At 47.9% G+C, this 24,195-nt stretch carries 25 protein-coding genes and 3 tRNA genes; 18 read left to right on the forward strand and 10 right to left on the reverse strand.

Annotated features, from left to right (window positions below; all coding sequences use genetic code 11):
* Positions 1 to 213, forward strand: a 213-nt coding sequence (locus tag PHW04_16625) for a hypothetical protein (protein MDD2717517.1), incomplete at its 5' end; no start/stop codon positions are given.
* 5 nt (positions 214 to 218) lie between these two features.
* On the opposite strand, the gene PHW04_16630 is transcribed toward PHW04_16625, so the two are convergent.
* The 8 genes from PHW04_16630 to PHW04_16665 form a co-directional block, all read right to left on the reverse strand.
* Positions 219 to 557, reverse strand: a complete 339-nt coding sequence (locus PHW04_16630) for a hypothetical protein (protein ID MDD2717518.1) — start codon at positions 555 to 557, stop codon at positions 219 to 221.
* Positions 558 to 571: 14 nt separating this feature from the next.
* Positions 572 to 1,765: a glycosyltransferase N-terminal domain-containing protein gene (locus PHW04_16635; GenBank protein ID MDD2717519.1), complete on the reverse strand. Its 1,194-nt coding sequence runs from the start codon at positions 1,763 to 1,765 to the stop codon at positions 572 to 574.
* 196 nt (positions 1,766 to 1,961) lie between these two features.
* Positions 1,962 to 2,315, reverse strand: a complete 354-nt coding sequence (locus PHW04_16640) for a hypothetical protein (protein MDD2717520.1) — start codon at positions 2,313 to 2,315, stop codon at positions 1,962 to 1,964.
* Entirely contained in the window at positions 2,287 to 2,679 is a 393-nt protein-coding gene (locus PHW04_16645; GenBank protein MDD2717521.1) for a spore germination protein GerW family protein, read from the reverse strand. Before PHW04_16645 ends, PHW04_16640 begins: the two co-directional genes overlap by 29 nt.
* A 13-nt stretch (positions 2,680 to 2,692) precedes the next feature.
* Entirely contained in the window at positions 2,693 to 4,966 is a 2,274-nt protein-coding gene (locus tag PHW04_16650) for an HD domain-containing protein (GenBank protein ID MDD2717522.1), read from the reverse strand.
* Between the two features lies 1 nt (position 4,967).
* On the reverse strand, positions 4,968 to 5,342 hold the full coding sequence (locus PHW04_16655; GenBank protein MDD2717523.1) for a response regulator: 375 nt from the start codon (positions 5,340 to 5,342) through the stop codon (positions 4,968 to 4,970).
* 10 nt (positions 5,343 to 5,352) lie between these two features.
* The gene (locus tag PHW04_16660) at positions 5,353 to 7,401 is read right to left on the reverse strand and encodes a sensor domain-containing diguanylate cyclase (GenBank protein MDD2717524.1); all 2,049 of its coding nucleotides are present in this window, start codon (positions 7,399 to 7,401) and stop codon (positions 5,353 to 5,355) included.
* Positions 7,398 to 9,608, reverse strand: coding sequence for a SpoIIE family protein phosphatase (locus PHW04_16665; protein ID MDD2717525.1), 2,211 nt, complete (start codon positions 9,606 to 9,608; stop codon positions 7,398 to 7,400). The genes PHW04_16660 and PHW04_16665 overlap by 4 nt, the downstream gene beginning before the upstream one ends.
* Positions 9,609 to 9,821: 213 nt before the next feature.
* On the opposite strand from PHW04_16665, the gene rpsT reads away from it, so the two are divergent.
* The 4 genes from rpsT to PHW04_16685 all read left to right on the forward strand — a co-directional run bounded on the left by rpsT (position 9,822) and on the right by PHW04_16685 (position 13,169).
* Positions 9,822 to 10,148 carry a 30S ribosomal protein S20 gene (rpsT, locus tag PHW04_16670; GenBank protein ID MDD2717526.1) on the forward strand — a complete coding sequence of 109 codons (327 nt, stop codon included), beginning with the start codon at positions 9,822 to 9,824 and terminating at the stop codon, positions 10,146 to 10,148.
* 72 nt (positions 10,149 to 10,220) lie between these two features.
* The gene (locus PHW04_16675; GenBank protein ID MDD2717527.1) at positions 10,221 to 11,015 is read left to right on the forward strand and encodes a hypothetical protein; all 795 of its coding nucleotides are present in this window, start codon (positions 10,221 to 10,223) and stop codon (positions 11,013 to 11,015) included.
* 17 nt (positions 11,016 to 11,032) lie between these two features.
* The gene (locus tag PHW04_16680; protein ID MDD2717528.1) at positions 11,033 to 12,526 is read left to right on the forward strand and encodes a hypothetical protein; all 1,494 of its coding nucleotides are present in this window, start codon (positions 11,033 to 11,035) and stop codon (positions 12,524 to 12,526) included.
* Complete coding sequence (locus PHW04_16685; protein ID MDD2717529.1) at positions 12,510 to 13,169, forward strand: RluA family pseudouridine synthase; 660 nt, start codon at positions 12,510 to 12,512, stop codon at positions 13,167 to 13,169. The genes PHW04_16680 and PHW04_16685 overlap by 17 nt, the downstream gene beginning before the upstream one ends.
* Before the next feature lie 75 nt (positions 13,170 to 13,244).
* Here PHW04_16685 and PHW04_16690 read toward each other — a convergent pair whose 3' ends face one another.
* Positions 13,245 to 13,541, reverse strand: coding sequence for an RNA-binding protein (locus tag PHW04_16690; GenBank protein MDD2717530.1), 297 nt, complete (start codon positions 13,539 to 13,541; stop codon positions 13,245 to 13,247).
* A gap of 167 nt (positions 13,542 to 13,708) precedes the next feature.
* Complete coding sequence (locus PHW04_16695) at positions 13,709 to 14,500, reverse strand: AAA family ATPase (GenBank protein MDD2717531.1); 792 nt, start codon at positions 14,498 to 14,500, stop codon at positions 13,709 to 13,711.
* 143 nt (positions 14,501 to 14,643) lie between these two features.
* On the opposite strand from PHW04_16695, the gene PHW04_16700 reads away from it, so the two are divergent.
* From PHW04_16700 to PHW04_16760, 13 genes are all read left to right on the forward strand, one after another.
* Positions 14,644 to 17,778 (forward strand): peptidase domain-containing ABC transporter, encoded by a 3,135-nt coding sequence (locus PHW04_16700; GenBank protein ID MDD2717532.1) that lies wholly within the window; start codon positions 14,644 to 14,646, stop codon positions 17,776 to 17,778.
* A 63-nt stretch (positions 17,779 to 17,841) separates the two neighbouring features.
* Positions 17,842 to 18,414, forward strand: coding sequence for a hypothetical protein (locus PHW04_16705; protein MDD2717533.1), 573 nt, complete (start codon positions 17,842 to 17,844; stop codon positions 18,412 to 18,414).
* Between the two features lie 11 nt (positions 18,415 to 18,425).
* Positions 18,426 to 19,175 (forward strand): peptidylprolyl isomerase, encoded by a 750-nt coding sequence (locus PHW04_16710; GenBank protein MDD2717534.1) that lies wholly within the window; start codon positions 18,426 to 18,428, stop codon positions 19,173 to 19,175.
* 81 nt (positions 19,176 to 19,256) lie between these two features.
* On the forward strand, positions 19,257 to 19,691 hold the full coding sequence (locus PHW04_16715; protein ID MDD2717535.1) for a hypothetical protein: 435 nt from the start codon (positions 19,257 to 19,259) through the stop codon (positions 19,689 to 19,691).
* A 28-nt stretch (positions 19,692 to 19,719) separates the two neighbouring features.
* A complete protein-coding gene (locus PHW04_16720) occupies positions 19,720 to 19,923 on the forward strand; it encodes a type II toxin-antitoxin system Phd/YefM family antitoxin (GenBank protein MDD2717536.1) in 204 nt (67 codons plus the stop codon).
* Positions 19,924 to 19,936: 13 nt separating this feature from the next.
* On the forward strand, positions 19,937 to 20,722 hold the full coding sequence (locus PHW04_16725) for an electron transfer flavoprotein subunit beta/FixA family protein (GenBank protein ID MDD2717537.1): 786 nt from the start codon (positions 19,937 to 19,939) through the stop codon (positions 20,720 to 20,722).
* An 8-nt stretch (positions 20,723 to 20,730) separates the two neighbouring features.
* Complete coding sequence (locus PHW04_16730) at positions 20,731 to 21,672, forward strand: sigma 54-interacting transcriptional regulator (GenBank protein ID MDD2717538.1); 942 nt, start codon at positions 20,731 to 20,733, stop codon at positions 21,670 to 21,672.
* 1 nt (position 21,673) lies between these two features.
* Positions 21,674 to 22,642 (forward strand): endolytic transglycosylase MltG, encoded by a 969-nt coding sequence (gene mltG, locus PHW04_16735; GenBank protein MDD2717539.1) that lies wholly within the window; start codon positions 21,674 to 21,676, stop codon positions 22,640 to 22,642.
* 46 nt (positions 22,643 to 22,688) lie between these two features.
* Positions 22,689 to 23,558 carry a sulfurtransferase gene (locus PHW04_16740; GenBank protein ID MDD2717540.1) on the forward strand — a complete coding sequence of 290 codons (870 nt, stop codon included), beginning with the start codon at positions 22,689 to 22,691 and terminating at the stop codon, positions 23,556 to 23,558.
* A 162-nt stretch (positions 23,559 to 23,720) separates the two neighbouring features.
* Positions 23,721 to 23,796, forward strand: a tRNA-Thr gene (locus PHW04_16745).
* Between the two features lie 10 nt (positions 23,797 to 23,806).
* Positions 23,807 to 23,891, forward strand: a tRNA-Tyr gene (locus PHW04_16750).
* Positions 23,892 to 23,911: 20 nt separating this feature from the next.
* A tRNA-Thr gene (locus PHW04_16755) sits at positions 23,912 to 23,987 on the forward strand.
* A gap of 82 nt (positions 23,988 to 24,069) precedes the next feature.
* Positions 24,070 to 24,195: GTP-binding protein (locus PHW04_16760; protein ID MDD2717541.1), on the forward strand; the 126-nt coding region annotated here is incomplete at its 3' end.

A 24,195-nucleotide genomic window follows, 5' to 3' on the forward strand; every position in this document is an offset into this window, starting at 1 on the left:
GTCCCTCTGAGCGGCACACCTTGGGGGGACTGCACTTTTCAGATCAGAGTTTTGAAAGAGAAAGAAAAGTTTTTAAAAAGCCGCTGCAGGGAATTGAATCTCAACAGGACAGATACTGGTTTTGAGCCTTTACGCAACATGGAACTGCAGCACAGACTGACGCATGGGGATGAAAATATACTGCCTGAGATTTATCCTCAATTTTACGGATAAAAACCTTACTCACCGTGAAGCTTACATTTCACCTGGAATTCATTGTTTTCATGGATCAGGATTTCGTAATCTGCCATTTTAGGGCAGACAGGAAGCTTGTCCAGCACTCCAATATCTAGAAGAAGTCTGGGATTGAGGCTTGTATTATGCAGATAGGGATAACTTCTCAGATATTCAACAACAGAATCGTGGATAACTTTCCTGTTGTTCAGGCAGATGGATTCTGCCAGCTTGTTTTTCAGATGGAAATAATCCGACATGATCAGCAGGAAGGTTACTACAAGAAGTAGAAACAACATCCAGTCGAGTGGGACCATTGCTTTGCGTGTAATCCTTAAACTCATTGAACCTCTTGCAATCACGGGAGGATTTTTTTCAGTAGGGACTGCCTGTCTTTCTCAATTTTCCTGAAGAATTCGCGGATTTTTACGGTATCGTCTGTATTCCGCAACAGAGCTGCACCTGCTTTTTCCGCCAGTTCGCGGGAAGTATTGACCTGGATGATCAGGTTTTCCGATTTCAAGGTCCGGATGATGTCCTTGAAATTCTGGGTGTGCGGTCCTGTGAAGGGGATTTTACCGGCATACAGCGGCTCCAGAGGGTTATGCCCCCCGGATTTGACTAAACTGCCGCCCATAAAAACGATGCCTGGCAGCAGATAAAAATTCTGCAGTTCGCCGATTGTGTTGAGAATTGTGACTTCTGATGGGGATATCTGCAAAGTTTTCAGGGAAAACGGGAGTTTTCTGGCTTTCAGGAGCTGGGAGATTTTCTCGACCCTGGAGAGATGCCGGGGCGCAATCACCAGGCGGAGGTTTTTGACGCGGCTTTTAATCTCCATGTATGCCCTGATGATCAGTTCATCTTCACCTTCGTGAGTAGAGCCGGCCACAAAATACGGGGAATCATCCGGGAAAAAGGTTTTGTTGGGGGGGCTGCCGACTTTTACGGACCAGAATTTCAGATTAGGCATCAATTCGATATCAAGAGTGCGGCCGATCGCACGCAAACGTTCCCGATCAGTTTCACTCTGTGCGAAGACGCGCTCCAGCTGATTCAGGATCGGAGAAAGGAGCCAGCTGATTTTTTTGTATTTTGGAAGCGATCGATCGGAAATTCTGCCGTTGATCAGGCTGACCGGGATAGAACAGAGTGTACAGCATGCGATCATTCCAGGCCAGATTTCAGTTTCCATCAGGAACATTGCCCGGAGTTCCTTCCGGTTTCTCAGGATCAACAGGGGGGAAAACAAGTCGAACGGCATCAGAAAAACCGGAATTTCAGGCCAGAGTTCCCTTGCCCTTTGAAATCCTGTCGAAGTGATCACTGTCAGGGTTATCGGAATTCCCTTTGATTCGAGTTCTGCGATCAAGGGAAGAAGACTGTTTACTTCGCCTACAGAGCAGGCGTGGAGCCAGAAGCAGCCTTCGGGAAAGCGGATGGAAAAAAGCCCGGATCCAAGCCTCTGTTTCAATGCCTGGCGGTCCTGAACCCTTCTGAGAGAATAAATCAAGGCTACAGGCAGGAAGAAAAACCAGGCCAGGGTATTCAAAAAGACATAAAACAGCGATTTTATCCGTTGCACTAACACTTACCAACAAGCTGTGAACAATGTTTTAACACTTCTTTTGGAAAACGGATTTCAGGTCCGGGGTCCGAGGTGCGGGGTACGGGATCTTCGAACCTCGAGCCTCGAACCTCGCACCGGCAAATCGAATTACATAAATTTATTTGTCTGTACACTGCTTTTATTCCCCATGAAATTTGCATTTCACCTGGAATTCACTGTTTTCATGGATCAGGATCTCATAATTCGAAAGCTTCGGGCAGACAGGCAGTTTATCCAGAAATCCGACATCCAGCAGCAGTTTCGGGTTGAGGCTTGTGTTATGAAGATAAGGATATTTTTTCAGATACTCCCTGACAGCTTCGCGGAGGACAATCCGGTTATTCTGGCAGATTGATTCGGCAAGTTTGTTCTTCAATTTGAAATAATCAGGCAGAATGAACATGAAAGTTACAACCAGGAGCAGCAGGATCAGTACCCAGTCAATGGCAATCAATGCTTTGCGTTTACGCAGCGGAGTCATCTTTGTCCCCACCTTTTTCCTCCCCTTTTTCCTCCCCTTTGAAGAGATTCCCCAGGGTGGATTTTACTTTTTTAAACAATTCAGGGTCCAGGAGTTTTTCCCAGGCCTCAGAGGTCGTCTTGAGCGTCAGGATTTTTGCTTCTCCTTTGCTGATCACTATGAATGCCACCGGTTCAACGCTGGCTCCGCCTCCGGAACCTCCGCCAAAACCGTTTTTTTTATCAGATCCTTCGCCACCAGCACCGAATCCGAAGGAGATTTTCGTGACAGGGATGATGGAAACTTCACCTACTGTAATCGGTGCTCCTACAATCGTTTCAGATTTGATGGTTGATTTCAATTCTGCAAGCATGGTTTTCACGAGATTGTCTAGCATTTTTCCTCCTGGATCAAAAGTCCTCGATCGAATTGATGAATTCAGGGCTTAAAAGATTCACGGCCTGACGGCGGATGGTCTTCCTTGTGCGAAGCTGCCTGACGAAAGCCCTGACTACTATCGGATCAAACTGGGTACCGCTGTTGTTGATGATTTCCCTGACGGCCTGCTCCTTCCTGATTGGTTTCCTGTATGGCCGCGGTGTGGTCATGGCATCGAACGCGTCAGCGACCGCGATGATTCTTGCACCTAATGGAATGTCTGTTCCTGACAGTCCATCCGGATAACCGGTTCCATCGTACCTCTCATGATGATGATAGGTGATGCCGATGATGCTCCGGAACAGGTTGATGCCCTGGATGATACTTGTTCCTAGGCGAGGGTGGGTTTCGATGATCTTGCGTTCCTGGCTGTTCAGAATTCCCTTTTTTCTCAGAATCAGGTCATCAATGCCGATCTTACCGATGTCATGCAGGAGAGCAGCGAATTTGATGTTTTCAATTTCGACCGCGGAGAGTTTCAAGCCTTCGGCAATTGACACTGAGATTTTCATCACGTTTTCGGAATGCCTGTGAGTGATATGATCTTTGGCGTCGATAGCAGCCGCAAGCACCGAGACTGTATTGAAGTAATTTTCCTGGATGTTCTGAAATGCTCTGGTATTGAATAAAGACATGTTCAACTGCGTGGAAAGTGAATTGATGAATTCAATCTCCTCGATGGAAAAGGCGTGGGTTCTGTCGCTGAATATCCCGAGCGCGCCACAGATTTTCCCCTGGATTGACATGGGGATGATATAGGTGCTCTTGACCCGGTCAAGAGTAATGTCTTTCGCAGACTGATAAAGCTTCAGTTTCTTCGACCGTTCGAAGACCAGGTCTGTCTCGGGGCGGCGCAGGATCTCAACCAGGGTTTTCTTGATCCTGTTCTGGACTGCGGGAGAGATTTCTGAGTGGTAGAGGGCATAGGTGATTTTTACCCTGGATCGGTTTATTCTGATCACCGCGGCTACCCTGGCCGGGATTGCATCCTTGAGTTTTTTAAGAGCGAAGTTGATGATTTCTTCTTCTCTGGACAGGCGCATGCAGGCTGCTGAAATGTTGTTCAGGCAGGAGAGCAGATTGATCTGTCTGGCGTTGCTTTCATAGAGCCGGTGGTTGTCGTAAATCTGGGCCAGCAGGCTGGCATACAGCACCAGCACTTCCACCTCATTATCCGAGAAAATCCGGTCGCGTCCGATTACGCTGACGACTCCAAGTGTTTTTTCCCGGCTTTTCAATGGGACACACATCAGTGTGCGGGCATTTTTCCAGCGGCCACGCAAACTGATCTCTGAAAAATTCACGGTCTGAGTGGTGAACTTGCGGCACTTGAGGTCATCCTTGACCTGGGGATGGTAGAGGATCAGCGGTTCACCTGAAGAAAACACCTGACCTGGTATGCCTCCCTGTCGAATGTTCAGGAAAGGGTCCTTCAAATCTGAGCCTTCCATGATTCTGATCTGCAGGCAGTTTTCCCGTTCATCTGCAAGCAGGATGGTGCCGCCGTTGCCGGAAACCTCTTCCATTGCACGTCGCAGGATCGCTGATAATTTCCCGTCCAGGTCTCCTTCTTCGGCAAATAGAAGAGAGGATTCATAGAGGTTGCGGAACAGCTCCAGCTGTTTACTGAGATAATACTGGTATTTACGGTTTTTTTCGTACATGAACGAATTGGAGAATACAAGTCCCAGAGCCTGGCATACCAGCGAGAAACTCTTTTCAAAATCGTCGGGGGTCTCTCCGCAAAAAAAGAAGATCAGGCTGCCGAAGTCTTTGTCCTGGCTTTTCAGGTGCTCTTCACGCATGGTAAGGCTGGGGATTTTATTTTTTGCAGACTTGGCTTCCAGTATTTCCAGAAAATTGTACCCTGTGAGGTCCATCCGTTCCTCAAGAATTTTTCTGGCATGCGAGTATGCATTTTCAGCTCTGTTTTCGTTATCAAAGAAGAAAATTTCTTTTTTTTCCCGGAAGACCAATGTACCGATCTGAAAATCGAATAGACGCTGCAGGATGGTGATCATTTTTTTGACCAGTTCATAATAATTATCGGCCAGGAGGGGAGCGTTTTCGATGATCTCGTTGAAGATGGTCTGTAAATAGAGTTTCTTATCGATGATCTCTGTGATCCTGGAAAGCGCTGCAAGCTTCTCCCGGCAGAGCGTCAGTTCTTCGGCCAGGCAGCTGTTCTGTTTTATCAGATCCGGATCGATTTTTTTACTGTCTTTGCGCCGTTCAATAATCCTCATATCATGATGCCGCCAGGACCTCGCGAACCTTCTCCACTAGATACATGGGTTCGAAAGGTTTGGTAAGATACAGGCTTGCGCCGATCTTCTTGCTCCAGAACTGGTCGCTTTTCCTGACCTTGGCGGTAAGAATGATTACCGGAATATCCTTGAATTTATCGTCTTCTTTGAGATACTGGCAGATCTGGTAGCCGTTGATGTCAGGCATCATCACATCCAGGATGACCAGATCGATTTTTTCGGTTTTCACCAGTTCGATTCCTTCATAGCCGTTTTTAGCGGTAAAAACTTTGAAACCTTCCAGTTCGAGGTTAACGCTGATCAATTTGAGTATGTCAGGCTCATCATCCACTACGAGTATATTTTTACGATTCACTGTTCCTCCTTCATGATTGTGTATCCATGAAAACAGCGCGGTTTCTGCCTGATCCCTTGGCAACATACAAGGCTTTGTCAGCCAGTGAAATCATTTCTTCAGGTTCCTGGAAATTGTTGCCCGAAAAAGTTGTGATCCCCAGACTGACTGTGACCTGATGAGTCTTGAATTTCCGCTTCAGACTCGGGAACTGATAGCTCTCTATACCCTGCCTGATGCGTTCGGCCAGTTCGACAGCACCTGATTTGTCGGTGCTGGGGACGATGATTACAAATTCTTCCCCACCATATCTGGCGGCAGTATCCAGTTGACGACGTACCCTGTCGTTGAGAATTTTCCCCAGATGCTTGAGGATCAGGTCGCCCTGTTGATGCCCGAACTGGTCGTTGAAGTGCTTGAAATGATCAATATCGAGTATGATCAGCGACAGGGGCTGATTGTATCTGTGAGATCTGGAGAACTCCTTTTTCAGGGAAGTGAAGAAGAAGCGGTAGTTAAAAATCTCAGTGATCGGGTCGGTAAAAGCCAGCCTTTCGTTCATCCGGAAGAGGCAGTAATTTTCAAAGGCCACTGCAAAATGGTTGGTGATCAGGAAAAACTGGCGCTGCTGCTTCTCACTGAAGAAACGTTCTTTCTTTCCCAAAACCATAACCAGGCCGAGTTTCTGGGTTTTGACCAGCAGAGGGAGGGCGTATTCAAAAAGGAAAAGTCCTGATTTTTGAACCGTGTTTTCCGGGCCGTAACTCTGCAGGGCGGAATTTTCATAGCTGTCCTTCGGAAAGTTAGCGGACAGATATTTATCCCGCATCAACTGAGAGATCTGGTCGTGCTGGCCGGTATTGCTGTAAATGGAGATGGAATTAGCTTCCTGGCCGAGATAGATTCCAATGCCTTCGACGGAATAGAGCCGGTGCAGGATCTTGATCATTTCACTGACAATGGTGTTGAGATTGAAGGAATTGAGGCTGATGGTCTTGATGAAGCCGTTTACCTGTTTGAGATAAGAAGAATCTTCTTTGCCTTTTCTGGTGAGTTCCTCTTTTTTCAGGATTACTGAAATCTGATTTGCCAGTGCGCGGATGAACGACAGGTCGTAAAAGGTTGTGAAATTGTCGTGATAGTATTTGGTAAAGACAAAAATTCCGAGGATTTCGTCTTCGTATTTCAGCGGCTGGAAATACAGATACTTTTTATTATCTGCCTGATCATCAACATTGAAAAAATAATTCTGGCTGTCAGAGAGGAAGATCCTTTTCAGGAAAATCTGGAAAAGTTGGGAGTTCATCCGGTAACCGAACTCGAACTTGTAGTTTTTCTTGTCTTTATGGAAGAGAGCAATTCCAACTTCTTCGAGCTTGAGGTTTCTGGCCAGCAGCTTGAAGAAACGAGTGATGTTCTTCTCAAAATCAAGCGAAGAGTTCAGCGCTTCACTGAGCCGGAACAGAACTTTATTTTCGGCGGCTTTGCTGCGGCTGTCTTCAAGCATATAGGTGTTTTTGATTACGATCGCCAGCTGGCTCGCCAGGAAAGTCAGGAGATTCAAGTCTTCACGGTCGAAATCCCCGTTTTTCTTATTGTTCAGGTTGATCACGCCAAGCGCTTCGTCTTTGAAGATTATCGGTGCCGAGAGGAATGACTGGGTCAGATTCTCCCGGCCTGATTTCATGTACTGCTGGAAATAGGGGTCTGACTGAATGTTCGGCACCCAGAGCGGGGTTTTCTTTTCAAAGACCATGCCGGCGATGCCTTCACCCTCATGGATTTCGGTATCCGCGACCACCCGCTCCGATAATCCCCTGGCAGCCACGATTTTCAAGGACCTGCGCTTGGAATTCCAGAGCATGATCGATCCGAACTCGGTATTGAGAACCTCGCAGACAGAATCCAGCAGCTTCTGGAACAGTTCGGAAAGATTGGTGAATTCTCCTATTTTCTGGCCGATCTTGAACAGCAGGTTCAATTTCTCGTTAAGTTCCCGCAGCCTGTCGTCGTCAGAAATGGACAAGCCTGCCATACCGTATAGTTCCTGATTGGTTTCAAACGTGTTTGTTTTGTTCATACTTTAAATATCAAAAGGGTCAGGTCGTCATGTTGTGGTCCATTGCCGCCGTAACAACGGAGTTCGGAGATAATGTTATCCAAAATTCCGGAAACAGGCAAACCGGCATATTTTTTTACAGCGATCTTCAGGTTTTCACGCTGCCAGAATTTTTTTTCAGGGTTGAGCGTTTCAGTCACACCGTCGGTATAAAATACCAGCAGGTCCCCCCTGTTGAGGGGCAATTCGGTTTCCTTGAATTCATAGTTGCTGCCGATCCCGAGCGGCACGCCTTCCAGCAGGATTTCTTCAACTGCTCCTGAATCACGATGAAAAATCAGCAAAGGTTCATGGCCTGCGTTGCTGATCCGGATCTTCGAAGCCTTGTAGTCGATGATTGCATACTGCATGGTGATGAAATGATAGGGGTCAATGTCGGCCACCAGCAGTTTGTTGATTGAAGACAGCACTTTGCTGGCGCTGAGTGCAGGCAGGTTCAAAACACGGAGGATCGTGCGCAGCATGATCATCAGAAGGGCAGCGGGGATTCCTTTTCCGGAGACATCAGCGATGGTAAGCGCAATCCTGTCCGGTCCGAGTTCGAAATAATCATAGTAATCTCCTCCCACGATTTTGGCAGGAAGGGAATCAGCAGCCAGAGAATCAGTAAATCCAGGGAGCGGACCTTTCGGAAGGCATGACTGCTGGATGTTCCAGGCGATCTTCAATTGTTCTTCAAGATTCTGTTTTTCCAGGTGTTCCTGGTACAGGGCCGAATTTTCCACCACAAGGGCGAGGGTCGAGGCGAGAGTCTTGAGAAGCCTCAGATCGCTTTCGGTAAAGGGTTCTCCGTTTTTTTTGTTGTTTACATTGATCACTCCGATCACTGCCTTCTGCGTTCTGACCGGCACTGCAATCAGTGATCCGGTGAGATACTTCTGGATGCTGATTTTTTTAAAGAGCTTGTCGCTTTCGATGTCCTGCACCAGAAGTTCCTGTCCGGTAGCGGCGACCCAGCCGGAAATCTCCTCTCCGATTTTGAGCATGGATTTTCCGATCAATTCTTCGGGGAGCCCGAGTGCCGCTTTGATCACCAGTTTATCTTTTTCCACCAGCATCAGCGAGCAACTTTCTACCGGCATGATGCGGTTGATTATTTCCACCATCTTTTTTAACAGTTCTCCAGTATTGAAAAGTGAAGACAAAATTTCAGAGAGATTGAAGAAAGTGGCCAGTTTAAGCTCCTGTTCCAGATTCAGTTTTCTGGAATCTTCGTAATACCTGGCTTTCAGAAGTGACTGTGTAACTTGTTGTGATAAAAGCTCTATAAATTCACGTTCGTCCTGCGGCAGTACTATACCTGATTCTAGAGCCGAGACCAGAATCATTTCCCCTGAAGTCCCTGACTGCGGCAGAGGAAGGCAGGCTATTATCTGATTCTTTTCCTGTGATTGATCTGCCAGAAAAAAGGGCTTTTTTGAGGATTCGGTATCAAGTATGAGCTGTTTCTGCTCTGGATGATTTGCAGCCAGGATTGAAAAATTGTCGATTACTGCAGATATCCCAGGGGTGGCGTTGAGGGTGTGAAGAACCATCGAGCAAATCTCATCAGACGAGAGGGAGCTCCCGATTTCCCTGCTGATCGAGTGCAGGGTTGAAAGTTTTGAAACTTTTTTTGAAAGCTGCTGATTCAATTCAACCAGCTCATGATTTTTCCGATTCAGCTCCTCACGCAGCAGAATGTTTTTCAGCTTATGAGCCAGATTGTCGCACAGCAGAACGACCAGTTCAATGTCTTCTTCTGAGAAGAACGAGAACTGCAGATGCCCAAGAGAGAGCATACCCAGATTCTGGTTTTCACAGCGAATTGGAATCGTGAAAGACGATTGAATGACTTCGCGTTCCGTATCGCCTTCCTTGGGGATCCGCTCCTCGGATCCTGCCGGCACTTCACCCAGGTAAGTCTTCAACTCACTTTTGAAAATGTTGAAATAGTAGAGAGTAGATTCATCGGAGAGAGAGCTGTTGATGATGTAGACGAAATTGGTCTCCCGGATTACAAAAAAGATATAGGCCGGATTGTACAACTCGTTGAGAGTCTTGAAGAGCAGATATTGGGCGTCTTTGGCTGTATAGCAGTAGTTCAGTTCCTGATGGAAATGGTGAATCCTGGAAATCTTCTGGATACTGGTTTTTAGATCCTTGACTCTGGCGAAGTTGTTTTCCAAAATGCACCTATAGAGTATGAGAGCCGAGATGACACTGTAATGCTTACTTTGAGTATAACACACCCGGAATCATTACGTAAATTTATGGGGTGACAGGTCTATTTACTGGCATCTGTGGCAGGGATTGACATTCGGAATCACAGGAACTAAGATAATTAACTACGTGAGAACAGGGAAGGTTAACATTGTTGTTTATTCTCAAGGAGGAATATAATGTCAAGAGTATCCAAATCAAATGTCAAGCGCATCAGGCAGAATTCCAAGAGACGTGCTGAAAACAAGACCACTCTTTCAACCATGAAGACACAGATCAAAAAATTTCTGACTGCTGCCGAGGAAAAGGCTGATAATCTTTCTGAGCTTTACAGGCAGACCGTGCGTGTGATCGATAAAACCGCCAGCACGGGAATTATCCATAAGAATAATGCAGCCAACAAAAAATCCAAACTCAGCAAGAAGGTGACTCCTTCCGCTGAGTCTGCAAAACCGGCCAAGGTTGCAAAGACTGCTAAGATCCCCAAGGCTGAAAAAACTGCCTGACGGTTTGGTAGATTCAGACCATAAAAGCGGAGTCAATACGGATTCCGCTTTTTCATTTAAAGAGAAATACCTGTGAATGAAAATGTGGAAAGGATTGTCCGGGAAGTTCTGAAAAGCTCTAAATATCAGACTGTCTGCCTCCAGACAGTTACTTATCTGGCAGAGAAAGAATCCCGGAATAGAGACAGATTCAAAGATCAGGTCAAGGCAGTGAAGAATCGCCTGCATCAGATCGGTTTCGCCTATTTTCCTGGAAAAGATGGATACCTCTGCACATTGAGCCGCCTTGAAGCTGCCGGAGCAGACCCTGACCGATTCCGCGAAACTTGCCGGGAAGTCATGCGCTGTCATTCATCATCCGGTGAAAGGCTGAATCTATTGGATGAATTTTACGGAAAAATCCTGTCCGGATTGCCTGAAATCAGAAATGTTGCTGACATCGCCTGTGGCCTCAATCCTTTGACATTTCCCTGGTTTGGACGTTCGGGCTTCAGTGTTCAAGCCTATGATATTTTCTCTGACCTGATTGATTTTCTGGCAATATTTCTGAAAATCGCCGGGATTCAGGGAACGGCTGAAACCAGAGATTGTCTTTTATCACCGCCTGATGATGAATTTGATCTGGCGCTGATTCTCAAGTCCATGCCCTGCTTCGAGCGGCTGGACAGGAAGCTGGCACTGAGCCTTCTGGACCGGTTGAATGCGAAATACTGTGTGGTGTCATATCCGCTCAGAAGTCTCTGCGGCCGTGAGAAAAATATGCTCACTAATTACAGAGCGCAGTTTGAAAAACATGTCGCTGGAAAAAACTGGCTGGTAAAGGAAATCAGATTCGAAACTGAGCTGGTTTTCATAATCCGGAAATAGGATCCAGGAGGTATCGGATGCCTTGTAGCGTCATGATCACAGGTAAGGCAGCAGGAGCCGGGAAACTTATTGTTACGGCCGCGGTGGCCAAAAGTGCAATTTTTCTGATTTCAGCTGGCGCAGCTGGGGCAGGTGCAGCAATGTTGAAAGGATATCTCGAAAGGGAAGGCATCAAGTCAGAATTGGAAAAAATCCAGAAGGACATTAAAGCAGAGATCTGCGGATTCGAAGAAACAGACAGGAACAGGCTTGGCAGCTGGATGACTGATCTTGTTTCTCAGCACTCCGGTGTCATTGCGAGATGTACCGGAAATGCCAAAGCCGGATTCCACGAACAGTGTTTTGAACTGGGGCATGTTCTGGAAGAATTCAGTCAGTTGAGGCTGGCGGTAGAGATCGGAAAAATCGAGGCACTGGAAGCAGAGAGAAAAGTGGAGCAGGCTGAAAACAGGTTTGATGCTCTTCTCGCTGAAGCCGTGGCAGAAGATCAGTCTCCGGAATTCAGGGAGAAGCTGAAGAAATTCAGACAGGCCAGGGCCAGGGTCAGCGGCGGACAACAGTCCAGGCTCAGGATTTTTGACGGACTCTGCCGTGAACTGGAAACAGCCATCTGCATGCGGCGTGAGCAACAGAACGTCGCTGCGATCAGGATCAGTGAAAAACCTGCTGCTGCGGAAAGCCCCAGGGAAGAGAGAATCAGAGTCATCAGACAGGAAATCTCGAATTTCCATGAACGACTCTGCCTGCTTGACTCCTCTGCAGGCGAAACCATTTCAGAACTTGTCGGAGAAGCACGGAATTGCGGATCCCTGGAGCGGTTGAATCTGATCGCACTTGAAACTAAAACAAAGTATGGAAGGATGAAGGATGTGATAGCAAAGGACAGGCTTTATCGCAGTGAACTTTCCAGGCTTCTGATCTGGCTCGAGGAAAACGGAGATTCCGGCTCTGCGGCCGGAATCCGTCAGACGCTCGAGAGAAAATTCGTTTCTGAGAAGGACCTGTCCGCTCTGAATGAAAACTTGTCCGGAAAATTGACCGGCAATGGCAGCCTCGCTGAAATCCGGGAAGAACTTCTGCGGGAGATCTCTGATGCAATGTCTCTCCGGACCGATGAACTGCTGCACGGGCAGAGTGTGGAGAAAGCGCTTGAGAGTCTGAGGGACGGCGAAGCGGTGCTGCTCACAACAGATCACAGGGAATACAGGACCATGCTGCAGGTCAGTGAAAAAGGATTTTCAGCCAGACTGGCCAGGATCGTCGGAAGTGATGAAGAGAAAAAGAATATTTCAGCTTATCAAAGGCAGGTTGACCGCGAACGGGCCAGGGAATGGAACGGCGGAGACCGATTCCTGAATGACTTGAGAAACCGGGGACTTGTTCTGGAAACACATGAGCATGCTCATGTCGAAGAGGAAAAACTCGTATATATTGTAGAAAAATCGCGCGGGAGCCAGAAAAAGAGTACCCGTGAATCTGAACCGAAGAGAGCTGATGGAAAAAAAGTTTGAAATAGTTTTCGAAGACAATCAGCTGATTGTGATTGATAAGAATCACGGAATTCCAGTGATAGAGGAGCGCAACTTTAACGGGCAGGACTGTCTCAGAAAGATTCTGGACCAGGATTTCGGTAAAATCTACATTGTCCACCGCCTTGATGCAGGCACCGGCGGATTACTCGTGCTGGCTAAGACAGCGGAAGCTCACAGGTCGCTCTGCCTTCAGTTTGAAAGGAATCAGGTCCGGAAAAGATACCTGGCACTGGCAGCAGGCATCATTGCCCGCCCATTCACCTTGATACTCCCTGTTTCTCTCCGTAACAACCAGGGCCGGTATAAGGTGAATTTCAAGAGTGGAAAACCTGCTGTGACCTCCTTTTATCCGCTTTCACACAGCGGTGTCTGCACCCTGCTCGAGGTCGAACTGCACACCGGCCGCACCCACCAGATCAGAGTCCATTTGCGCGCCGTCGGGCATCCCCTCTGCCAGGATTTCCTCTACCACGAGAAGATTGAAGACAAGCGGTTGACCCTTTTTTCCCGCTACCTTTCATTTACCCATCCTGCAACAGGAAAGTTCCTGGAATTCAAGATTAAACCCGGGGATTTTTTCATTGAGTACTGTGAAAAGATGGGAATACCAAATCCTTTTTGATAATTCCAATATAAAGACGCACCAGGGCGCGTCTCTACAAAATGATTCCTTAAAGAATAAAAATATTGAATCCGATTAATACCTGTCGCGCTTGTATCCGCCCCCGCCGCCTTCTCCATCTCTTCTCGGGGGTCTGGATTCCCTCGGTCTCGCCTCATCGATCCTCAGCGTCCTGCCTTTGAAATCCTGGTTGTTGAGGTTGTTCTTGGCTTCTTCGGCCTGGGCAATCTCAGCCATCTCCACAAAGGCAAACCCTTTTCCCTCGATGACTTTGACTTCTTTTACCGTACCGAACCTGGAAAAAAGCTCGTTCAGTTCGCTGTTTGTAGTGGAATAAGGGATATTCCCTACATAGAGTTTGCAGGTCTGCATGAAAAACGTCTCCTTTTGAAATGCATTGTCCGAACCACTTGCAAAATGCCCTGGTCTGATATTTCTCAAATGGCATTTTATTAGAGGCTCGGACTGAAAATATTATCTTCATTTTTTGCTCAAAATGCAAGATTGAAAGGTTGGTACAGTAACCGCCATTACCAACTTTACTTGAACAAATGCCTGAGGTAATTTTCAGGATGGTTGAGAAAGTTACGGGTGAAATTTACATGCTCCAGATTTTCATAGGCGGTCGCTTTGAGGGGAAGGTCGTCGAAATTATAAATTACAGCTCCTGGAAATGCCATCAGTACGGGAGAATGTGTGGCAATGATGAACTGGCAGCCTTTTGACAGAGAATCATGAATCATCACCATCAGTGAAAGCTGCCGCTGCGGGGAAAGAGGCGCTTCCGGCTCGTCCAGCAGATATAGGCCGTCGGGTTTCAGGCGTGACTCGAACAGCTGAAGAAAAGATTCTCCATGTGATCTGGCGTCCGGGTTTTCACCGTACTTTGCAGTAAGAGCACCGGTACTGACAGCGCCTTTCGCCAGTTTGAGTCCCCATCCTTTGTATTTCTTATCAAAATCTCGTCCATATTCTTCCAGTTCGTTCTTCAATCCGCTCACTTTTTTCACGAATCCAAAGAAATCTTCCGCTCTCATGAAAAAACCTTTTCTGACCCGCTTTTTCCAGGAAAGTGTCAGGTTTGAGGCTAATCTGCGAGCCGGGATCATTGAATCATCGCTTTCGATATCAGCACTCCCCACTGCCGGAAGTTCAGCGGCAGCTGCGAGTGCTTCCAGAAGCGTGGATTTTCCGGATCCATTTTCACCCACAAAAAAAGTCACTGCTGATTGTAATTCCAGCTTTTCCAGGGTACGGACCACAGGAATGCTGAAAGGATACTCTAATTCAGACACATCGTTCTTCAGATGGATTTCCTTGAGATGACACATTTCAATAAGATAACACAGAGCCTCATTCAAAATATTTTCCCCTGTGGCTTGGGTAGACATTTTGTTAGAGGTCGAAGACACTATTCTTAAGACAAGTGTCTCCATAGTCAGGATTGATAAAATAAGAAAACTAGGATAGGATAATGCCGGACGGCCCTCCAGCGAAAGAGAGCGATTCACGCCCCATGAACCTGAATGACCTGTTGATCTTCATCCGCAAGGTACCCAATTTTTCCATTTATCGTGAGGAGGATCTCTCCCGGCTTCTGGCCGCAGCTGAACTGGTACGTCTCTCTGCCGGTGAAGAGCTTTTCCGCCAGGGGGAGCGGGGCGACACTTTCTACATCATCCTGAGCGGGAAGATCAGAATCCTGCAGACCAATGAAGCAGGCAGGGAAATTAACCTCGGCATCCGCAACAGCACCGACCACATCGGCGCCAGAGCCATCATCACCGATGAACCGCGCATCGCTACCGCAAGAGCGGTCGATGACAGCCTGCTCCTTTCCATCGGACGTGATGCATTCACTTCCTTCATCTCCTCCAAACCGGAACTGAAGGAATATTTCGACAAATTTTTCAAACATATCTCAATCTTTAATTTTCTCAAGTCCTGCACCGATCTCTCCAGCATCGACCCAGGGGATCTCCAGGAACTTGTGTTGATCTTCAATTCCGAATTCTTCAAGGAGCAGGAGGCTGTCTTCCGCCAGGGAGCAGAACCGGACAAGTTTTACCTGATCGAAAAGGGGAAGGCCAAGGTTGTCCGCTGGCAGCAGGATAAACAGGAAATTATAAATTTCCTGCACGAAGGGCAGTTCTTCGGGGAAAAAGCTCTTTTTGAAGACACCAAACGTTACGCGGATGTAGTCTGTCTCACTGACTGTCATCTTTTTTCCTTGTCCCGCCAGGACTTCAATCGCGTGCTGTCGCGTTCGCCTGTGATGAAGAAAATTATCGAGGGCCGCATCCGTTCCTACTCTTCGGAACCTCCGCTGCCCTATCAGGAAATTATCAAGCAGGAACTCGGTGCAAGAGCCAGAATTAGAGTAAGCCGGGATGGGGAGGAAGGCTTTGAGGGAAGAACGGAAAAGCCCTTCAGTCTGCATAATCTGTTTTACAGCAGGTTGAGCTTTCCATTCATCATGCAGCATGACCAGATGAGCTGTGGTACCACCTGTCTTCAGATGATCGCCAGATTCTACGGAAAGAACATTGGTGCGGAACGCCTGCGCGAACTGGCTCATGTCGACAGGAGCGGGGCATCGCTTGCGAATCTGGCCCAAGCCGCCGAACAGATGGGATTCAACACCCGGGGTCTGAAACTCGACTATAATTCGCTTAAGACTGTCAGACTTCCCGCTGTGGTCCACTGGCAGGGCTATCATTATCTCGTGGTCTATTCTCTGTCAGACACGCATGTCTGTGTTGCCGATCCCGCGATGGGGAAGAGAAAATACACCAGGGATTATTTCTGCAGCAACTGGAACGGAATCACATTAACCCTGGAACCGGCACAGGCTTTTAACAAAGAACCTGAAGACAACTTTTCTATCACTGGTTTTCTGCAGTTTGTTTCCCCTCACTGGCTGACAGTCCTGGAGATATTTGCAGCTTCGCTGCTGCTTAACCTGTTTGGCCTGGCCACCCCGATTTTCACGAAGAACATCATCGACAGAGTCTTGCTGCGGCAGAGCGTGACTCTTTTAAACGTGATGTTCGTAGGGATGCTGATCGTGATCGTCTTCAGGATGCTGACCATGCTCGTGCGGCAGTATCTGACGATTCACACAGTCACTAAAATTGACCTCAAGATGCTGACTTTTTTTTACAGGCACCTGCTGAATCTGCCTCTTTCGTATTTCCAGGCCCGCAAGACCGGAGATTTTCTGAACCGCTTCCAGGAAAATTCCAAGATCCGTAATTTTTTTACCAATACAGCCCTGACGCTGGTGCTGGACACTATCCTGATCGCCGTCTATTTTGCGCTGATGTTTTATTACAATTTTACGCTGACCTGGTTTGTAATCCTTTTTATCCCTGTCTGTGCAATTCTGACCTTGCTTTTCACGCCTGTCCTGAAGCGTCTTAACCTGGAATCACTTTCAGCCAGGTCCGATGTTGAGTCTCATCTTGTGGAGTCAATCAACGGCATTGAAACCATCAAGGCCGCCAACCTCGAATATCCGGTGCGCTGGAAATGGGAAAACAAATTTATCCGCAGCCTGAACATTGATTTCAACCTCAACAGTTCCTCACTATACTTCCAGGCATTGGGCGATTTCGCCGCCACCTTCGGCTCCACCTTCATTCTCTGGTATGGTGCGCATCTGGTGCTGCTCGGACAGCTGTCCATCGGCGAGCTGATGGCTTTCATGGCTTTGATGGGGAGTGTGATCACCCCGGTCATCAGGGTGATCGCCTCCTGGGACAGTCTGCAACAGGCGCATGCGACAATGGAACGGCTCTCCGACATGCTTTCAGCCAGAACAGAATTCCCATCGACTCTGGATGAGCCTGGCGGATTGATCCTGCCCGATCCAAAGGGCGAGATTGTGTTGGAAAATGTCTTCTTCAGATACGGTGGAGCGGATTCCCCTCAGATTCTGTCAAATGTCAGCCTGCGGATACTTCCGGGACAGACCGTGGCAATCATCGGCCGCAGCGGATCAGGCAAGACCACACTGGCCCGATTGCTCTGCAGATTGCATGAAACAACTTCAGGACGGATTCTGATCGACGGATTCGAGGTCAAGACCATCGACCTGAACTGTCTGCGGAAAATGATTGGATTCGTTCTGCAGGATAACTTTATTTTCGACACCTCAATCAGGGAGAACATCTCACTCGGGGACCCCGAGGAAACCTTGAGCAGAGTGATTGAGGCGGCCAGACTGGCTAATGCCCATGAATTCATCATGAATCTTACTCTGGGATATGAGACCAGGATCGGAGAAAGCGGTCTGAAACTGTCCTGCGGACAGAAACAGCGGATTGCGATTGCCCGGGCTCTTTACACGAGGCCCAGGATTCTGGTTCTGGACGAAGCCACCAGCTCTCTCGACATCGAATCCGAACAGGCGATCCAGCAGAACTTGAAAGGGATTCTCAAAGACCGGACTGCCTTGATCATCGCCCATCGCATCTCCACGATCAGAAATGCCGACCTGATCATTGTACTGGATAATGGCGAAGTGGTGGAGCAGGGAACTCACCAGGAACTGATGGAGAGAAACGGACTTTACCATTACCTGGCCCATCAGCAATTGAACATATAAAGATAATGGAAGGGACGATTTTAAATCGCCCCCAGCAGATGGCAAAATCGTGATAGGTGAGAAATGAACAAGACTGAATTGAAGAAAGAATTAATCGAAGTCATCCCGGGAGAACAGCCTTCATCAAATTACATGATCACTGAAAGTCTCCAGAAGATGCCTGGGCTTTATGCGAGGGGACTTCTTTACATCATTGCCGCTTTTACCATCACCGCATTTTTATTCTCACTTTACTATCCGATTGAGATTGTCGTTGTCTGCGACGCTTATGCTGCCAGGGCCGGACAAGCGGCTGAGCCTGCTGCGGGAACTGGTGATAACATGTTCATGGAATTAATCATCAGGAATCAGGATATCGGCAGAGTGGAAACAGGTATGGAGGTCAGATACAGATTTACAGCTTTTCCCTATTACGATTATGGTGAGCTGACCGGGGTGATCGCTTCCATTGCAACCGACCCGATGGAAAACACAGCCGGAGGTTTCATCTATCATGCCAAGGGAACTCTGGAGCGGGGTTCTTTTCTGTTTCAGGGGCGGAACTTTCCCTTGAAACAAGGGATGCTGGCCCAGGCGATGTTGATCACCGGCAAAGAACCTCTTTTTTCTTACTTCCTATCTAAAGTCCGAAACTGACGGAGGGATTCATGCTGATCGAGTTTAACGGAGGGGCACTGAATCCTGAAGAGATCATCCGGCTGCTGTCGTTCTCCGGCCTGCTCGAGCGAATTGTTCGTGAGGCGATCAGGATCAAGGCGGGAGCAGCTGAAGCCAGGTCTCGAGGAATTACCGTAACGGATCAGGAACTGCAGAAATTTGCGGATGATTACCGGTTCAGCAGGGGACTTCAGGATGCTGAGGAAACCATGGCTTTTCTAAAAAAATCCGGTCTGACAATGGATGGATTCGAGGAACTCTGCGAGTCGTTTCTGCTGGTTGGAAAACTGCAGGAATCCATCGTCACCGATCAGGATGTGGAGGACTATTTTTTTTCTCACCTCGGACAGTTTGACGCTGCAATGGTTTCCAGAATTCTGGTCAGATCCGAAAGCCTTGCTCAGGAAATTCTGATGCAGGCGAAAGAAGACGGGGCTGATTTTCATCTGCTGGCTGCCAGGCATTCAGTTGAGAGAAATACCGCCAACCATGGAGGCTATGCAGGCATGGTCAGCCGCGCGGATTTCCCGCTGGGATTTTCGACCAGGGTCTTTTCTGCCTCAGCCGGGGAAATTCTGGGACCGGAACCTGTGGATGATCAGTTCCTGCTGCTGCTAGTGGAATCTGTGCGAAAAGCTGAATTGAATCTGGAAATCAAAACTCTGATCAGGGAGATCCTATTCGAGGACTGGATCAGCCTGAAAAATCATGAGATACGAATTTCATCCCGGGAAACATAAAACACCAGTTTGAAAATCCCTTTTTTTTAAGTTAAGATGCAAGCACAGGTTTTAAAATGAAAGATTGCGGGAGGGTGAGTGATGCCTAAACAGGTTGCTGGAAAATCCTTGAAAAAAAATGAACTTGAAATCAATGTCTCTGAAATCCTTGATTTTCTTAGATTCAGCGGGCATTTTGCTTTTGGCCTCAGGGAACTGGCTATCCGAAAGATCGCGATAACGGAAGCCAGGAAAAAAGGGATCAAAGTCAGCGATAAAGAGCTGCAGAAGGCTGCCGATGATTTCCGGCTGGAAAACGGACTCTGCAGGGCCAGGGAAACACATGAATGGCTTAAGGCGAACGGTCTCACGATAGAGGTGCTTGAGAATTTCCTGGAATCCAATTTGCTGGTTGAAAAATTGAAGGACAAGCTGGAACACGACACAGCGAAGGAAAAATTCCATGCGGCTCCAGGCATCAAATCCATGGTGAGGGAAATGATTTTTCAGGAATGGATTTCCAAACAGATGAAGTAATCCTGAGCCGACACTGCGAGGTGACGAAATGGTGAAAATAGAAATCTCTGATCTTGAACCGATCCCGGCTACAAAGGCCAAGACGATTTTTGGCGACATCCTGCACCAGACTTCCGTAAACGGTAAAAAATTTGTTGTCAACCGTCAGGGAAAACCCGTTTCAGTGATTCTCAGCTATAACGAATACTGCAGACTGTTGAAAGAGGCCGGACACCAGGTTGTTGACGGATAATTTAGGAGGAAAAATGCGGATCATAGTTCCGATAAAACAGGTACCTGGGATTACAGATGTTAAAATCAATAAGGAAAAAGGCACTCTGGAACGAGAGGGCATCTTCAGCATCATCAACCCTGAAGACAAAAACGCCCTGGAACTGGCTCTTTCGCTGAAAGATGAAAATGGAGCTGAGGTGATCATCGTTTCAATGGGACCTCCCCAGGCTCAGGAGGCCCTGATCGAGGCTCTGGCAATGGGCGGGGACAAGGCTTATCTGGTCACTGACCGGAAATTCGCAGGAGCGGATACCTGGGCGACCGCCTACACCCTCAGCAAAGTTATTGAGAAGATCGGAAAGTATGACCTGGTTATTTGCGGACGGCAGGCTATCGACGGCGATACAGCCCAGGTAGGGCCGCAACTTGCCAACTTCCTTGAAATTCCCCAGGTTACTTATGCCAGGAAAATCGAGATCAAAGAGAGGATTGTCACAGTGGAACGCGAGATCGAAGGGGGACACGAACTGATCGATGCCGGGTTGCCCTTGCTGCTTACAGTGACCGGAGAGATCAATAAACCCAGATTTCCGAGGATCGACCTGATTTTCGATGTTTTCCGTGAAAACCGCATCGAACGCTTGACAGCCTCCGACCTGAAGGTGGATCCATCGCTGATAGGCCTCGATGGATCTCCTACCAAAGTTAAAAAGGTCTTCAATCCCAAGCGCCTGGCAAAAGGTGAGATACTTGAAGGACCGGCTGCAGAAGTGGCCGGTAAAGTTGTCAACCAGCTCCGCGACAAGGGTATTGTTTAACAACCATAATGGGCGCAGCCTACTACCGAGTAACTGATCTGATCGGCGAGAGCCGGCAGCTCGAACGCCTCCGCGAACTGATCGGGAAAATCGCTTCAGCTGACGGTAATCTTTTGATTCTCGGCGAATCCGGGAGCGGAAAAGAATTAATCGCCCAGGCAGTGCATAATGCATCGAAGAGAGCCTCCGGCCCCTTCATCGCCCTGAACTGCGGTGCGATACCCAGGGAATTGATCGAGAGTGAACTGTTCGGTTATGCCAAGGGGGCATTTACTGGAGCCCAGAGCGACCGGAGCGGTAAATTCGAACTTGCCGAAGGCGGCAGCATCTTTTTGGACGAAATCGGTGAACTCCCTTATGACATGCAATCCAAATTGTTGAGGGTGCTGGAAGAGCGACGATTCTACCCGGTCGGTGCAGAGCGGGAGACCAGAGTGAATTTCCGTCTGATCTGCGCCTCCAACCGCGACCTGGCCGAAATGGTGAAAAAGCGTGAATTCCGCGAAGACCTTTTTTTCCGTCTCAACAATCTGAAGATTATTGTACCTCCACTGAGAGACCGGCCTGGGGATATCCCGGTGTTAATGGATTTTTTTTTGAAGAAATACCGCGAGAAGCTAGGAAGACCATGGATTACCGGTTTTGCTCCCAGTGTCCTGTCGGCTTATAAAAAGTACGGCTGGCCCGGTAATGTCCGTGAACTGGAAAATCTGGTGGAACGCGAAGTAGTGTTTACCGGATGCGATGAAGCGACAATCCAGCATGTTTCAGAGCAGGTGACAGGTGCCAACTCCGGACGGCTCCCTTCACTGAACCTGGCCGAACTGGAAAAGACAGCTTATCGGGAAGCATTGCTGCGGGCCGGTTCCAACGATGAGGCAGCCATGCTTCTCGGAGTTTCCAAAGCCACATTTTACCGGAAGCTGAAAGAGCTGTCGCTTGATCCATAGAATGGCCGTCTTTTGGCTACTTCTGGCTGCAGCCGCTTTGAGCCTGTCATATTCCGAATATTATCAGTGGTTTGCAATGCCGGGAGAGGTTGAAATCAAGATCAATTCCGGTGCTTCGGCCATCTCCATATGCAGAGAGTTGAAAAATCACGGTTTGATCCACAGCAGCCTTCTTTTTAAGTATTACCTCAGGCAGGCCGGCCAGGAAAAGAATCTCAAGCCGGGAAACCATAAATTCCAGACAGGCTGGAGTTATCCCCGAATCCTCGAAGAGCTTCTGCAGGAAAGGATTGAATACCGGAAGATTACCATACCTGAAGGCAGTGATATTAAGAAAATCAGCCGGATTGTTGCTGAAGCAGGATTCGGAAGCCCGGAGGTTTTCTGCTCGTTCGCAGCAGCTGGAAATTTTCCCGGTTACGACTTACTCGGCCGCAAGAACGGTGACTTGGAGGGATTCCTTTTTCCGCAGACATATCTGATAAATAAAGAACTGACTCTGGAAGCGGTGTTGACCGCAATGCTGACTGAATTCGAAAAGAATTTTCAGAAAGCGGCTCAAGCCAAGATCTCAACGCTTGTTGACTTTGAAGTTTTAATTTTAGCGTCGATTATAGAACTGGAAGCTGTGCTTCCGGAAGAAAAATGCCGTATTTCAGGTGTTTTCCACAACCGGCTGGCTGTGAAAAAACCTCTGGAATCGTGTGCAACAATTCAATATGCACTAGGAAACCATCACGACCGGATTCTCTTTGAGGATCTCAAAGTGCAATCTCCCTACAACACTTACCTGAATCCAGGACTTCCGCCTGGCCCGATCTGCAGTCCCGGTTTTGACTCCATTTACGCGGCTTTTCATCCTGAGCAGAATGAATTTTTCTATTTCATTTCCACTGGCAGGGAGCATCATTTTTCCAAGAATCTGAAGGAACACAATGAATGGAAGAGAAAACTGAAACTCGACAAGTAATGATTGCGTCAAATTCGAAGCATTTCTGATTCAAACTGGAGGCACTATGAAGTATTTTCTGGCAGCATGGATTTTTCTCTTTACTTTGACTCTCGAGGCTGGTGGTATTTCCGGAAAAATCATTTCCACCCGCTGGCTGTCCTCTCACCTTTACGACGAGGATCTGAGAATCGTGGATGTCCGACCGACCCTTGGCAGTTATTGGAAATCTCATCTCCCGGGTGCAGTTTATCTCAGCCCAGATCTGCTGAGGGTGAGCTTGCTGGGAGTGCCGGGTAAGCTGATCCCGCCTGAGGTATTCTCCCTGATTCTGGGACGGCTGGGGATTGCCAGAAACACAACCGTGGTGGTATACGGTGAGAATAGCGATTTCTATGCCACATATCTGATCTGGGCACTTGATTCTATTGGGCATAGAACTTCTGCAATCCTTGATGGCGGTTATAGTAAATGGCAGGGTGAACAACTGATTCTGACCCAGGATTACCCGATAATCCTGCCCCGGATCTACCTCGGAGGTTCCGTTGATGAGAAGATTCGGGCCCAATTGCCGGACGTGGAAGATGCAGTAATCAAAAAGACTGCTTTACTGGTAGACGCCAGGTCCTCTGAAATGTTCAAAGGAGAAAAAGGCGATTGGAAGAGGAAGGGACATATCCCTGGTGCAATCAACCATAGCTGGGAAATGGACCTGCAGGGTGATGGAACCTGGAAAAGCATGGAAGAACTGACGAAAAGTTACCGTCTGTCAGGAATCAATGCTGACACACCGGTAATCACCACCTGCGGGCAGGGTCTGCAGTCTGCTCATACCTATTTCACTTTGCGCTATCTGCTGGAACTGAAGAATGTCAGGAACTATGACGGCGGGTTCAGTGAATGGTCGAATCTGGACAAATTACCTGTGGAGCAGTAATCAATTTTTAGTCTGCAGGTACCAGGGCTAATTATTAACTAATCGCTTGTATCATGTGAAATCACAAGATAATCAAAGAAAATGATTAGTATTTTGATGTAATCAGGTGTAATTACCATTGACTGCCGAAACCACTCCCCTTAGAATTAATGCGCTTGATCGGCCGGTGTAGCTCAATTGGTAGAGCAACTGACTTGTAATCAGTAGGTTGCGGGTTCGAGTCCCATCACCGGCTCCAGGAATTACGTGGAGAGATGCCCGAGTGGCTAAAGGGGGCGGACTGTAAATCCGCTGGCAGCGCCTACGATGGTTCGAATCCATCTCTCTCCACCACTCCAATTATAATCTAAGGGGCCCGAGTAGCTCAGGTGGTAGAGCGTATCCTTGGTAAGGATAAGGTCACCGGTTCAACCCCGGTCTCGGGCTCCACTATTTTTGCAATTTGAGGTTCGACTTGATAAATTGAGCGGCAATACAGGAAAATCTTAGAAAATAAAGCTAGGAGGTTCGGATGGCAAAGGAAAAATTTGAACGGAACAAACCGCATGTCAACGTGGGAACGATCGGCCACATTGATCACGGAAAAACGACATTGACAGCAGCGATCACGATGGTTTTAGCTCATAAAGGACTGGCG

This window comes from Candidatus Wallbacteria bacterium (assembly GCA_028687545.1).
Taxonomy (GTDB): domain Bacteria; phylum Muiribacteriota; class JAQTZZ01; order JAQTZZ01; family JAQTZZ01; genus JAQTZZ01.

What these genes read in the sequence shown, in the direction of transcription:
- PHW04_16710 (MDD2717534.1), top strand. Translation starts at nt 18,426, where the DNA reads ATGCTGATCGAGTTTAACGGAGGGGCACTGAATCCTGAAGAGATCATC.
- rpsT (MDD2717526.1), top strand. Translation starts at nt 9,822, where the DNA reads ATGTCAAGAGTATCCAAATCAAATGTCAAGCGCATCAGGCAGAATTCC.
- PHW04_16660 (MDD2717524.1), bottom strand. Translation starts at nt 7,401, where the DNA reads ATGAACAAAACAAACACGTTTGAAACCAATCAGGAACTATACGGTATG.
- PHW04_16680 (MDD2717528.1), top strand. Translation starts at nt 11,033, where the DNA reads ATGCCTTGTAGCGTCATGATCACAGGTAAGGCAGCAGGAGCCGGGAAA.
- PHW04_16700 (MDD2717532.1), top strand. Translation starts at nt 14,644, where the DNA reads ATGCCGGACGGCCCTCCAGCGAAAGAGAGCGATTCACGCCCCATGAAC.
- PHW04_16730 (MDD2717538.1), top strand. Translation starts at nt 20,731, where the DNA reads ATGGGCGCAGCCTACTACCGAGTAACTGATCTGATCGGCGAGAGCCGG.
- PHW04_16725 (MDD2717537.1), top strand. Translation starts at nt 19,937, where the DNA reads ATGCGGATCATAGTTCCGATAAAACAGGTACCTGGGATTACAGATGTT.
- PHW04_16715 (MDD2717535.1), top strand. Translation starts at nt 19,257, where the DNA reads ATGCCTAAACAGGTTGCTGGAAAATCCTTGAAAAAAAATGAACTTGAA.
- PHW04_16705 (MDD2717533.1), top strand. Translation starts at nt 17,842, where the DNA reads ATGAACAAGACTGAATTGAAGAAAGAATTAATCGAAGTCATCCCGGGA.
- PHW04_16740 (MDD2717540.1), top strand. Translation starts at nt 22,689, where the DNA reads ATGAAGTATTTTCTGGCAGCATGGATTTTTCTCTTTACTTTGACTCTC.
- PHW04_16695 (MDD2717531.1), bottom strand. Translation starts at nt 14,500, where the DNA reads ATGTGTCATCTCAAGGAAATCCATCTGAAGAACGATGTGTCTGAATTA.
- mltG (MDD2717539.1), top strand. Translation starts at nt 21,674, where the DNA reads ATGGCCGTCTTTTGGCTACTTCTGGCTGCAGCCGCTTTGAGCCTGTCA.
- PHW04_16720 (MDD2717536.1), top strand. Translation starts at nt 19,720, where the DNA reads ATGGTGAAAATAGAAATCTCTGATCTTGAACCGATCCCGGCTACAAAG.
- PHW04_16690 (MDD2717530.1), bottom strand. Translation starts at nt 13,541, where the DNA reads ATGCAGACCTGCAAACTCTATGTAGGGAATATCCCTTATTCCACTACA.
- PHW04_16685 (MDD2717529.1), top strand. Translation starts at nt 12,510, where the DNA reads ATGGAAAAAAAGTTTGAAATAGTTTTCGAAGACAATCAGCTGATTGTG.
- PHW04_16645 (MDD2717521.1), bottom strand. Translation starts at nt 2,679, where the DNA reads ATGCTAGACAATCTCGTGAAAACCATGCTTGCAGAATTGAAATCAACC.
- PHW04_16630 (MDD2717518.1), bottom strand. Translation starts at nt 557, where the DNA reads ATGAGTTTAAGGATTACACGCAAAGCAATGGTCCCACTCGACTGGATG.
- PHW04_16650 (MDD2717522.1), bottom strand. Translation starts at nt 4,966, where the DNA reads ATGAGGATTATTGAACGGCGCAAAGACAGTAAAAAAATCGATCCGGAT.